Source organism: Brevundimonas sp. BAL450, from assembly GCF_015767455.1.
GTDB lineage: Bacteria > Pseudomonadota > Alphaproteobacteria > Caulobacterales > Caulobacteraceae > Brevundimonas > Brevundimonas abyssalis.
Window position 1 is genome coordinate 132140 of sequence record NZ_JADWOW010000052.1, and the last position, 12428, is coordinate 144567.

9 protein-coding genes are annotated in these 12428 nt (G+C 68.6%); 8 read left to right on the forward strand and 1 reads right to left on the reverse strand.

The genetic code is table 11. The annotated features are described in order from the left end of the window. The first annotated feature begins 93 nt into the window (after positions 1-93). The 8 genes from IWC96_RS09675 (at position 94) to IWC96_RS09710 (ending at position 10552) form a co-directional block, all read left to right on the forward strand. Positions 94-1629 carry an MFS transporter gene (locus IWC96_RS09675; protein WP_021698628.1) on the forward strand — a complete coding sequence of 512 codons (1536 nt, stop codon included), beginning with the start codon at positions 94-96 and terminating at the stop codon, positions 1627-1629. 85 nt (positions 1630-1714) lie between these two features. Further along, the gene (gene sucC, locus IWC96_RS09680) at positions 1715-2905 is read left to right on the forward strand and encodes an ADP-forming succinate--CoA ligase subunit beta (protein WP_196838807.1); all 1191 of its coding nucleotides are present in this window, start codon (positions 1715-1717) and stop codon (positions 2903-2905) included. A gap of 53 nt (positions 2906-2958) precedes the next feature. Further along, positions 2959-3861: a succinate--CoA ligase subunit alpha gene (gene sucD / locus IWC96_RS09685; RefSeq protein WP_021698049.1), complete on the forward strand. Its 903-nt coding sequence runs from the start codon at positions 2959-2961 to the stop codon at positions 3859-3861. Between the two features lie 209 nt (positions 3862-4070). After that, positions 4071-7091 (forward strand): 2-oxoglutarate dehydrogenase E1 component, encoded by a 3021-nt coding sequence (locus IWC96_RS09690; protein ID WP_196838808.1) that lies wholly within the window; start codon positions 4071-4073, stop codon positions 7089-7091. A gap of 83 nt (positions 7092-7174) precedes the next feature. Continuing rightward, positions 7175-8707: a 2-oxoglutarate dehydrogenase complex dihydrolipoyllysine-residue succinyltransferase gene (gene odhB / locus IWC96_RS09695; protein ID WP_021698047.1), complete on the forward strand. Its 1533-nt coding sequence runs from the start codon at positions 7175-7177 to the stop codon at positions 8705-8707. Positions 8708-8762: 55 nt separating this feature from the next. Next, positions 8763-9164 carry a hypothetical protein gene (locus IWC96_RS09700; RefSeq protein ID WP_148291511.1) on the forward strand — a complete coding sequence of 134 codons (402 nt, stop codon included), beginning with the start codon at positions 8763-8765 and terminating at the stop codon, positions 9162-9164. Between the two features lie 4 nt (positions 9165-9168). Beyond that, complete coding sequence (locus IWC96_RS09705) at positions 9169-9603, forward strand: putative signal transducing protein (protein ID WP_196838809.1); 435 nt, start codon at positions 9169-9171, stop codon at positions 9601-9603. A 46-nt stretch (positions 9604-9649) separates the two neighbouring features. Then, entirely contained in the window at positions 9650-10552 is a 903-nt protein-coding gene (locus tag IWC96_RS09710) for an alpha/beta fold hydrolase (protein WP_021698044.1), read from the forward strand. On the opposite strand, the gene recQ is transcribed toward IWC96_RS09710, so the two are convergent. After that, entirely contained in the window at positions 10513-12405 is a 1893-nt protein-coding gene (recQ, locus tag IWC96_RS09715) for a DNA helicase RecQ (protein WP_196838810.1), read from the reverse strand. The genes IWC96_RS09710 and recQ overlap by 40 nt on opposite strands. Positions 12406-12428: the final 23 nt, after the last annotated feature.

Below are 12428 nucleotides of genomic sequence, written 5' to 3' on the forward strand. Positions count from 1 at the left end.
GGCGGCGGGCTTCGGTCCGCCGCCTTTTTCTTTTGCATGGTGCGGGGACGGCGCTACCGTTCCGGCCAACGATAAAGTCGAGGGGAGACGCCGATGACCGCACAGGCCGAAGCGCGCATCGAGAAGCCGGGATATCGCTACTACGTCCTGGCGATCCTGGTGCTGGTCTACATGCTGAACTTTCTGGACCGGCAGATCATCGGCATCCTGGCCGCGCCGCTGAAGGCCGAGTTCGGCCTGTCCGACAGTCAGTTCGGCCTGCTGGGCGGCATCGCCTTCGCCTCGGTCTACTCCACCCTGGCCATTCCCCTGGCCTGGCTGGCGGACCGGTTCAGCCGGGTCTGGATCATGACCGGCGCCCTGGCCGTGTGGTCCGGTTTCACCGCCCTGTGCGGCGTGGCGGGCTCCTTCGGCCAGCTGTTCCTGTTCCGCATGGGCGTGGGCGTCGGTGAATCCGGCGGGGTGGCCCCGGCCTATTCCCTGGTGGCCGACTATTTCCCGCCCCACCAGCGGGCCCGCGCCCTGGCCGTGTTCGCCTTCGGCATTCCCCTGGGCACCGCGGCGGGCACCCTCGTGGGCGGCGTGCTGGCGGCCCAGTACGGCTGGCGCACCGCCTTCATCGTGGTGGGTCTGCTGGGTCTGCTCCTGGCGCCGGTGCTGCGCCTGACCGTGCGGGATCCGAAGCGCGGCGCCACAGACATCGCCCGGCCGGCCGTCGTGGATGCGGCCCCGGTTCAGCCTGCGGCGGTTCAGGCCGCCGCCCCAGCTGTCGCCGCCGCGCCGAACCGCGTGGGGCTCAACGCTTCGCGTCTGATGCTGGTGGCCGGCGCAGTCGCCTTCGCCCTCGCGGGCCTGGCCCAGTTCGGCGGCGTGCCTGTCGGCAATCCGCTGGTGCTGGCCTTCGCGGGCGGGCTGTCGACGGTCATCGGCGTGTCCTTCTGGGTCGCCAGGATCACCGCCTCCTATGTCTTCCCCAAGAAGAGCTTCTGGCTGCTGGCGCTGGGCGCGGCGTCGTCGTCGGTGTGCGGCTACGGCATCGCCGGCTGGCTGCCGCTGTTCTTCATGCGCAGCTTCGACCTGACCCTGCTGCAGACCAGCTGGTACTATGCGGGCATCGCCCTGATCGGCGGCACCTTGGGCATCTGGATGGGCGGCGCCATCGCCGACAAGCTGGCGAAGCGCGGCAAGGGCGCCTATCCCCTGACGCCGGCCATCGCCTTCCTGATCTCGGCGCCCCTGTTCATCGCGGCCATGAACTCGCCCTGGATCATCGGCCTTGTGCTGCCCGGCGGCGGCAGCGCGGTGCAGCAGCTGACTCTGGCCTTCCTGATTTTCCTGATCCCCACGGGGTTGAATCTGGCCTGGCTGGGACCGATCACCGCGGCGATCCAGCATCTGGTCCCCGCGCCCATGCGCTCCACCGCCTCGGCCCTGTTCCTGCTGATCAACAACCTGCTCGGCATCGCCGTGGGCTTCTACTATTTCGGCTGGATGAGCGACCTGCTGGCGCCCCGCTTCGGGGACGAGAGCCTGCGCTGGGCCATCTACACCGGCATGGGCTTCTATCTGCTGGCCTCGGTGCTTCTGATCGGGGCCTCGCGCACCCTGAAGCGCGACTGGGTGGACTGATCGGAGGGGATCGCCTGTTGCGCCTGCGAAGGGGGGGCCTTTATAAGCGCCTCAACCTTCCTCCCCAGCGTCAGCGGTCCTCTCCATGAACATTCACGAATACCAGGCCAAGCAGGTTCTGAAGGGCTTCGGGGCTCCCGTCGCCTCGGGCGTCGCCATCACCTCGGCGGACGAGGCCGAGGCCGCCGCCCGTCAGCTGCCCGGCCCGCTGTATGTCGTGAAGTCCCAGATCCACGCCGGCGGACGCGGCAAGGGCAAGTTCAAGGAGCTGGGCCCGGACGCCAAGGGCGGCGTGCGCCTGGCCAAGTCCATCGAGGAAGTGGTCGCCCACGCGAAGGACATGCTCGGCAACACCCTGGTCACCGCCCAGACCGGCGAGGCCGGCAAGCAGGTCAACCGTCTGTACATCGAGGACGGCGCCGACATCGCCCGCGAGCTGTACTGCTCGCTGCTGGTGGACCGCCAGCACGGCCGCATCGCCTTCGTGGTCTCCACCGAGGGCGGCATGGACATCGAGGCCGTCGCCCACGACACGCCCGAGAAGATCCAGACCATCGTCATCGACCCGACCACCGGCGTCACCGAGGCCGACGTGGCGACCCTCAATGCGGCCCTGAAGCTGGAGGGCGCCGCGGCCCAGGACGGCGAGACCCTGTTCCCGACGCTGTACCGGGCGTTCGTGGACAAGGACATGTCCATGCTGGAGATCAATCCTCTGATCGTCATGGAGAACGGCCGTCTGCGCGTGCTGGACGCCAAGGTCAGCTTCGACGGCAACGCCCTGTTCCGCCATCCCGACATCTTCGCGCTGCGCGACGAATCGGAAGAGGACGCCAAGGAGATCGAGGCGTCCAAACATGACCTGGCCTATGTGGCCCTGGACGGCGACATCGGCTGCATGGTCAACGGCGCCGGCCTGGCCATGGCGACCATGGACATCATCAAGCTGTACGGCAAAGAGCCCGCCAACTTCCTCGACGTGGGCGGCGGCGCCTCCAAGGAAAAGGTCACCGCGGCCTTCAAGATCATCACCGCCGATCCCAATGTGAAGGGCATCCTGGTCAACATCTTCGGCGGCATCATGCGCTGCGACGTCATCGCCGAGGGCGTGGTCGCCGCGGTGAAGGAAGTCGGTCTGAAGGTGCCGCTGGTGGTGCGTCTGGAAGGCACCAATGTTGAGCTGGGCAAGACAATCCTGAACGAATCCGGCCTGGCCATCACCGCCGCCGACGACCTGGACGACGCCGCCCAGAAGATCGTCGCGGCGGTGGGCTAGCCCCTCTCCGTAATCGTCCGCCGACTGACCCCCATTTCAGAGACCGCTCCCCAATGTCCATCCTCGTCGACAAGAACACCAAGGTCATCGTCCAGGGCCTGACCGGCAAGACCGGCACCTTCCATACGGAACAGGCGCTGCGCTACTACGGCACGAAAATGGTCGCCGGGGTGCATCCCAAGAAGGGCGGCGAGACCTGGCACGGCTCCGAGGAGGAGACCCTGCCCATCTACGCCAGCGTGGCCGAGGCGAAGGAGCGCACCGGCGCCGACGCCAGCGTGATCTATGTGCCCCCGGCGGGCGCGGCGGACGCCATCATCGAGGCCATTGAGGCCGAAATCCCCTTCATCACCTGCATCACCGAGGGCATCCCGGTGCTGGACATGGTGCGGGTCAAGGCGCGGCTGGAAAAGTCGAAGTCCCGCCTGCTGGGCCCCAACTGCCCCGGCGTGCTGACCCCCGAGGAATGCAAGATCGGCATCATGCCGGGCCAGATCTTCCAGAAGGGCAATGTGGGCATCGTCTCGCGCTCGGGCACCCTGACCTATGAGGCGGTGTTCCAGACCACCAACGAGGGTCTGGGCCAGACCACGGCCGTCGGCATCGGCGGCGACCCGGTCAAGGGCACCGAGTTCATCGACGTGCTGGAGATGTTCCTGGCCGACGACGAGACCAAGTCCATCGTCATGATCGGCGAAATCGGCGGCGCCGCGGAAGAGGACGCCGCCCAGTTCCTGATCGACGAAGCCAGGAAGGGCCGCAAGAAGCCCATGGTCGGCTTCATCGCCGGACGCACCGCCCCGGAGGGCCGCACCATGGGCCACGCCGGCGCGGTCGTGTCGGGCGGCAAGGGCGACGCCGGGTCCAAGATTTCGGCCATGGAGGCGGCGGGCATCCGCGTCTCCCCCTCCCCGGCCCGCCTCGGCTCGACCCTGATGGAAGTCCTCAAGGGCTGATTTCCTTGCGGGACTCCGCCCTAGGACGCCCCCGGCCGCAAGCCGGGGGCGTTTTTGTCCGGCAAAACGAAAAATATCCGCGTCTCGCCACCTTGCGGTCATGACCCGTAAGGAAACAGCGGTTATATGACCCCCGACGCCCCTCCCCATGCGCAGACGTGCGATCCGGGCCTTGAAGGGATGCGTCCGAAGGGACGAGAAGCGATACGATGGCGGACGATGCGGGTCGGCTGAACCAGGTCTTTGCCGAGACCTCCTTCCTTTACGGCGCCAACGCCGGGTTCATTGAAGAACTTCATGCGAAGTGGGCCGACAATCCCGCTTCGGTCTCGGGCGAATGGCGCGCCTTCTTCGATCAGCTGCGCGATCGCGCCGATCTGGTGAAGGAAGCCGCCGGGGCCGGGTCGTGGGGCCGCAAGCCCGTGACCGAGCCCACCGACGAACTGGGCGCCATGGACGGCCGCTGGCCCGCGCCCAAGGCGGATCCGAAGACGCCCGCAGCCAAGGCCGCCGCCCCCTCCGCCACCGCCCCTTCGGTCACCGGCGACGAAATCCGCGCCGCCGCCCACGACTCCATCCGCGCCCTGATGCTGATCCGGGCCTACCGCATCCGCGGCCACCTTCAGGCCAATCTGGACCCGCTGGGCATCGAGCCGCCGATCCAGAACCCCGAGCTGACGCCCGAGTTCTGGGGCTTCACCGAGGCCGACATGGACCGGCCGATCTTCATCGCCAATGTGCTGGGGATGGAGAACGCCACCCTGCGCGAGATCATCGCCATCCTGCGCCGGACCTACTGCGGCAATCTCGGCATCCAGTACATGCACATCGCCGAGCCGGAGGAGAAGGCCTGGCTGCAGGAGCGCATCGAGGGCCGCGACAAGGAAGGCAATGATCGCGAGATCACCTTCACCGCCAACGGCAAGCGCGCCATCCTGTCCAAGCTGATCGAGGCCGAGACCTTCGAGCGCTTCCTGCACAAGCGCTTCCCCGGCACCAAGCGCTTCGGCCTGGACGGCGGCGAGGCCATGGTCCCGGCGCTGGAGCAGGTCATCAAGCGCGGCGGCGCCATGGGCGTCGATGAAATCGTGCTGGGCATGGCCCACCGGGGCCGTCTGAACGTGCTGGCCGCCGTCATGGGCAAGCCCTACGAAGTCATATTCCACGAGTTCCAGGGCGGCAGCTCCATGCCGTCCGACATCGAGGGCTCGGGCGACGTCAAATACCACATGGGCGCCTCGTCGGACCGCGAGTTCGACGGCAACACCGTGCACCTGTCGCTGACCGCCAACCCGTCGCACCTGGAGATCGTCAATCCGGTGGTGCTGGGCAAGGCGCGCGCCAAGCAGGCCCACGACATCCGCGAGGCCAACGCCGGCAAGGCCGAGGCCGAATGGGCGCTGGACCGTTCCAAGGTCATGCCCCTGCTGATCCACGGCGATGCGGCCTTCGCCGGCCAGGGCGTGGTGGCCGAATGCTTCGCCCTGATGGGGCTGAAGGGCTACCGCACCGGCGGCACCATCCACTTCATCATCAACAACCAGATCGGCTTCACCACCAGCCCGCGGAACAGCCGCTCCTCGCCCTATCCCTCGGACGTGGCCCTGATGGTCCAGGCGCCGATCTTCCACGTCAACGGGGACGATCCCGAGGCCGTGGTCTTCGCCGCCAAGGTGGCCGCGGAGTTCCGCCAGATCTTCAAGAAGGACGTGGTGGTGGACATGTTCTGCTACCGCCGCTTCGGCCACAACGAGGGCGACGATCCCACCTTCACCCAGCCCCTGATGTATTCGAAGATCAGGGCCCAGCCGTCGACGCGCGAAATCTACGCCCAGCGCCTGATCGACGAGGGTGTGCTGACCCAGGAAGACGTGGACGCCGAGATCGCCGCCTTCGAGAAATTCCTCGATGAGCAGTTCGAGGCCGGCAAGGACTACAAGGCCTCCAAGGCCGACTGGCTGGACGGCCAGTGGAAGGGCCTGGGCCTGCCCGAGGGCGACGAGCGGCGCGGCGAAACCGGCATCCCCGCTGAGAAACTGCGCGAGTATGGCCACCGCCTGACCACCGTTCCCAACGATGTGGACATCCACAAGACGCTGAAGCGCGTCATGGACGGCCGCCGCCAGATGATCGAGTCCGGCGAGAACATCGACTGGTCCACGGCCGAAAGCCTGGCCTTCGCCGGTCTGCTGGACGAGGGCTTCCCGGTGCGCCTGTCCGGCCAGGACTCGGTGCGCGGCACCTTCAGCCAGCGTCACTCGGGCGTCATCGACCAGACCACCGAGGAACGCTACGTCCCCCTCAACAACCTGCGCGAAGGCCAGGCCCAGTTCGAGGTCATCGACTCGGCCCTGTCCGAGGAAGCGGTGCTGGGCTTCGAGTACGGCTACGCCCTGTCGGACCCCAATACCCTGGTCCTCTGGGAGGCCCAGTTCGGCGACTTCGTGAACGGCGCCCAGGTGGTGATCGACCAGTTCATCACCTCCGGCGAGCGCAAATGGCTGCGCATGTGCGGCCTGACCATGCTGCTGCCCCACGGCTACGAAGGCCAGGGACCCGAGCACTCCTCCGCCCGTCTGGAGCGGTTCCTTCAGGCCTGCGCCGAGGACAACATCCAGGTGGCCAACTGCACCACCCCGGCCAACTATTTCCACATCCTGCGCCGCCAGATGCACCGGCCGTTCCGCAAGCCGCTGATCATCATGACGCCCAAGTCGCTGCTGCGTCACAAGAAGGCGGTGTCGCCCCTGCACGAACTGGCCGAGGGCTCGACCTTCCACCGGGTGCTGCACGACGATGCCCAGACCCGGCCCGAAACGACGGACGTCAAGCTCAAGGCCGACAAGGACATCCGCCGCGTGGTGCTGTGCTCGGGCAAGGTCTATTACGACCTGCTGGAAGCCCGCGAGACGGCGGCAAAGGATGGCAAGGGCGTCGACGACATCTATCTGATGCGTCTGGAGCAGTTCTATCCGTGGCCCATGAAGTCGCTGATGACCGAGCTGGCCCGCTTCCCCGACGCCGAACTGGTGTGGTGCCAGGAAGAGCCCAAGAACATGGGCGGCTGGACTTTCGTCGATCCGTGGCTGGAGCTGACCCTCGACAAGCTGGACATCAAGGCCCGGCGCGCCCGATATGTGGGCCGTCCCGCCTCGGCCTCCACCGCCGCAGGCCTGATGAGCCGACACCTCAAGGAGCTGGAGACCTTCCTCTCCGAAGCCCTCGCCTGAACCGCCCGCCCGACTTCGCCTGCCCGACCCATTTCGCCCGCCCGACCTCGCCCGACTGATCACGAAAGATACTGGACCTTCCCATGGCCGACATCCTCACCCCCACCCTCGGCGAATCCGTCTCCGAGGCGACCGTCGCCAAGTGGACCAAGAAGGCCGGCGACGCGGTGAAGAAGGATGAACTGCTGGTGGAGCTGGAGACCGACAAGGTCTCGCTGGAGGTCGTGGCCCCCGCCGACGGCGTGCTGGCCGAAATCACCGCCGGTGAAGGCGACACGGTCACCGCTGGCGCCGTGCTGGGCAAGGTCACCGAGGGCGGCGCGGTTGCACCTGCCAAGGACGCGCCCGCCAAAGACGCCCCCAAGGCGGAAGCCAAAGCTGAGGCCAAGCCTGCCAAGGCCGCCGGCAAGACCGAAACCATCGACCTGACCACCCCCACCATGGGCGAGAGCGTGGCCGAAGGAACCATGGGCGCCTGGCTCAAGAAGGCCGGCGACGCGGTGAAGAAGGACGAGGTCCTGGTCGAGATCGAGACCGACAAGGTGGCCGTGGAGGTCTCCTCCCCCGCCGACGGCGTGCTGGCCGAGATCACCGCCGAACAGGGCGCCACCGTCACCCCCGGTCAGGTGATCGGCAAGGTGGCCGCCGGCGAAGGCGCTGCCGCTGCCCCCTCGGCGCCCGCCGCCAACGCCGGCAGCGCCCAGGTGACCGACAAGGGCGGGGACGCCCCCCACCTGTCGCCCTCGGTGCAGCGCATCGTGACCGAGAAGAATCTGGATCCCAAGGCCATCGATGGGTCGGGCAAGGACGGCCGGATCCTCAAGGGCGACGCCCTGGCCGCCGCCGACGCCCCGAAAGCCGCGCCCGCTGCTGCTGCTCCGGCCCCCGCCGCCCCGTCCGCGCCCCGCGCCACGGGCCCGCGCGAGGAGCGGGTCAAGATGACCCGCCTGCGCCAGACGATCGCCCGGCGCCTGAAGGAATCCCAGAACACCGCCGCCCAGCTGACCACCTTCAACGAGGTGGACATGAGCGCGGTCATGGCCCTGCGCAGCGCCTACAAGGACAGCTTCGAGAAGCGTCACGGCGTCAAGCTCGGCTTCATGAGCCTGTTCGCCAAGGCCGTGGTCGCGGCCCTGAAGGAAATCCCGGCGGTCAACGCCGAGATCGACGGCACGGACATCATCTACAAGAACCACTATGACATCGGCGTGGCCGTGGGCACCGAGAAGGGCCTCGTGGTGCCTGTGCTGCGCGACGTCGACCAGCTCTCCCTGGCTGAAATTGAAAAGGGCATCGCCGGCCTGGGCAAGGCCGCCCGCGACGGCGACCTGACCCTGGACCAGCTGCAGGGCGGCACCTTCACCATCACCAACGGCGGCATCTACGGCTCGCTGATGTCGACGCCGATCCTGAACATGCCCCAGTCCGGCATCCTGGGCATGCACAACATCGTCCAGCGCCCGGTGGCGGTGAACGGCGAGGTGAAGATCCGCCCGATGATGTACCTCGCCCTCAGCTACGATCACCGCATCGTGGACGGCAAGGAAGCCGTGACCTTCCTGGTGCGCATCAGGGAAAACCTCGAGGATCCCCAGCGCTTCCTGCTGGACCTCTGATCCCCGACAGATTCCGTCAGTCGCCGCGCTGAGCCCGCCCACCTAGCGTCGCCCCATGCAGTGGGCGGCGTGGATGCTGGGGGCGGTCTATGGACTGGCCGGTTTGGCCGGCTGGCGACGCGCGCGCATGAACGCCCTGATGGACCGGGCCCTGGCGGGCATCACCCTCAAACCCGTTCCGCGCATCGAGCGTGTCGTGAGCGCCTGGCTGCATCTGGACGCCCTGCTGCTGGCCACTGCGGCGCTGGGCCTGGTTCTTTCCAACCGTTGGGGTGCGCTGATCGCCGTGATGGTGGTGATCGAACAGGGCGCATTCTGCCTGTGGTCCGAGCGGTTCTATCCGGCCAGCCACCCGGAGGACGTCAGGAACCGCGACGGGGCCATCATCGTGGTGGGGTTCTACGCCGCCCTTGCGGTTCTGGCCGTGGGCCTGTGGTGGATGGGTGTGCTATCCTGAGGCCATGTCCATCGAGGTCGGCCGCTTCCATGATCTGCACGAGGCCGAACTGGCCGCGGGCCTGCTGCGCTCGGCCGGCATCCGGGCCGAGGTGGCGGATCATCACCTGATCGGCATGGACCCGCTCATGCAGCGCGCTGTCGGCGGTCTTCGCGTCATGGCGCCCGAGGACGAAGCCTTGGACGCCCGCGCCATTCTGGCCAGGGTTCAGTCGGGCGAGTTCATCTCAGGCGAGCCCGACGATCTTCCCGGGACCGGCGACCTCCCGGCGCGGGACCTGGGACTGGCGCTGGGCGTGCTGGCCGCACCCTGGGCGGCGGCGGGCATGCTGGGCGCCCGGCGCAGCGTCTCGGTGCGCCGCCGCTTCGCGCCCCTGGCCATCGTCCTGCTGGTGGCCCTGCTTATGGGCCTGCCGCTGGTGCTGCGGTTCTTGGCCTGACACCGCTTCGTCACCCGTTCGCCGTGATCGGACGTTAGGGACGGTCATGGCCCGTCTCATCCTGACCCTTCTGATCCTCGCCTTCGCCGCGCCCGCCTCCGCCCAGGCCTTCCAGTCCGAGCGCATCGCCGTGACCGCAAGGGGCGCCGGTCCCGACGTCATCCTGATCCCCGGCCTGGCCTCCACCCCCGCCGTCTGGGATGACACCGCGCGGGCGCTGCAGAACCGCTACCGGGTGCATGTGGTGGCGGTGAACGGTTTCGGCGACACCGCGCCGGGCGCCAATGCCCGCGGCCCGCTGACCGCCGCCATCGCCGATGAGCTGCGCCGCTACATGGCCGAGCAGGAGCTGGAGCGCCCCGCTGTCATCGGCCACTCCATGGGCGGCCAGATCGCCCTGAAGATGGCCGCCGACGCGCCCGGCCGCGTGGGCCGGGTGATGGTGGTCGACGCTTCGCCCTTCTTCCCCTCCCTGATCAACGCCCGGGCCACCGCAGCCGATGTGGCGCCCATCGCCGAGGTGGCGCGCACCGCCGTGCTGTTCCTGGGCGACCAGGTGTTACGGCAACAGGCTGGCGCGGTGGGCGAGCGTCTGGGCGGGGCGACCGACGCGGTGGTGCACGCCATGGGCTGGCAGGGCGGCGACCGGCGCGTGCTGGCCCAGGGCATCTATGAGGTCATGACCACCGATCTGCGCGCCGACCTGGCCCGCGTCATCGCTCCGGTCACCGTGGTCTATGGCTGGAGCGACGCCACCGACAGCCCGCGCCATCAGGTGGACCAGGGCTTTCGTCAGGGCTTCCTGCGTCTGCGGCGCGCCGCCCGCTTCGTGCGCATAGAGGGCGCCCAGCACATGGTCATGATCGACCGCCCCCGACAGTTCATGGCGGCGGTGGAGCGGTTCCTTGCTCAGCCTGCGGCCAGCACGTCCAGCACCGCCCGCCCGTAGCGGTCCAGCTTGCCCTGCCCCACCCCGGACACCCGCGACAGGGCGTCCAGCGAGCCGGGCTCGGTCATGGCGATCTCCAGCAGGGTGCGGTCCTGAAAGATGACATAGGGCGGCACGTGCTGTTCCGCGGCCCGGTCGCGGCGCCAGGCGCGCAGCACCTCGAACCGCTCGCGCACATCGGCCGGCAGGGTCTCCAGCACCGCAGCGCGGCTCTGACGGCCACCCCCCGCACCCCTCTGGCGCGGATTGCCCGAACGGGTGGTGGGATCGTGGCGCAGGGGCACGCGGGCCACCTCCACCGTGCGCTCGCCCCGATACACCCCGCGCACCGCCTCGGGATCGCCCAGCCGCAGGAGCGGCTTGCCCTCGTTGGGATCTTCCTCCAGCAGGCCCTCGAACAGCAGATGGTCGATCACCTCGCGCCAGCCGTTCGGCGAGATGTCGGCGCCCACGCCCCAGGTGGACAGGGCGGTCTCCCAGCCCTGCACATCCTTGGTGCGGCCGGTCAGATGGTCGATGACCCGGCCCCGGCCGAAGCGCTGGTCCAGCCGCTGGACCGCCGCCAGGGCCTTTTGCGCCTGCACGGTGGCGTCATGGGTCTGGGGCGGATCGAGGCAGACGTCGCACTGGCCGCAGGGTTTCGCGTCGGTCTCGCCGAAGTAGCGGCGCACCGCCTGGGGCCGGCAGGCGGCGCCGTCCAGCATGGCGAACAGCTGGCGCACCTTGCGCACCTGCACCTGCTTGACCGTCTCGTCCATGGGCCGGCCGTCGAGGCGGCGCAGGGCCCAGGCGATGTCGGAGGGGCCGTACAGGGTGACGCCCTCGGCCGGTTCGCCGTCGCGGCCCGCCCGGCCGATCTCCTGCCAGTAGGCCTCGAGGCTGCCCGGCGGATCGGCGTGGATGACGAAGCGCACGTCCGGCTTGTCCACCCCCATGCCGAAGGCGATGGTGGCCACCATCACCGCCCCGTCCTCGGCCAGGAACCGCTCCAGCCGTTTGTCGCGCTCGGCCGGCGCCATGCCCGCGTGATAGGCGATGGCGTGCACGCCCGTCTGTCTCAGCTGGTCCGCCAGCCGCTCGCAGCCGTCGCGCGAGCCGCAATAGACCACCCCCGACTTGCCGCTTCGCTCGCCCACCAGCTCCACCACCCGCGCGTCGGTGCGGGCCCGCGAGCCGTTGACCTTGCGCTCGGCGATCAGCTGCAGATTGGGCCGGTCGAAACTGTCCACGAAAACGGCGGCGTCGGACAGGCGCAGGGAGGCCAGGATGTCGTCGCGGGTCCGCGCATCGGCGGTGGCGGTGACTGCGATGCGGGGCACGCCGGGGAACATCCCGGCCAGCCGCCCCAGATCCCGGTAATCGGGGCGAAAGTCATGGCCCCATTGGGACACGCAGTGCGCCTCGTCGATGGCGATCAGGGCCAGCGGCAGGCTGGCCAGCCGATCGATCATGTGGGGCTGGGCCAGACCTTCGGGCGACACATAGAGCAGATCCAGCTCGCCCGCCCGCGCCGCATCCCAGATGGCCGAGCGGTCCGTCAGCGACACGCCGGAATCCAGTCGCGCGGCGCGCACGCCCTGCTGCTTCAGCGCCTCCACCTGATCGGTCATCAGGGCGATCAGGGGCGAGACGACAAGGCCCAGACCGGGGCGCAGCATGGCGGGGATCTGATAGCAGACGCTCTTGCCGCCGCCGGTGGGCAGCACCGCCAGCACGTCGCGCCCGGCCAGAACCTGCTCCACCACGGAGGCCTGTAGCCCGCGGAAATCCGCGTGGCCCCAGACCCGTTCCAGAGTCTCGCGGGCGCGCGCCATGTCGGGCGCGGCGGCGGGCGGGGGGGATTCGGCGAGCATGGAGCGCTTGTGCCCGATGCGGG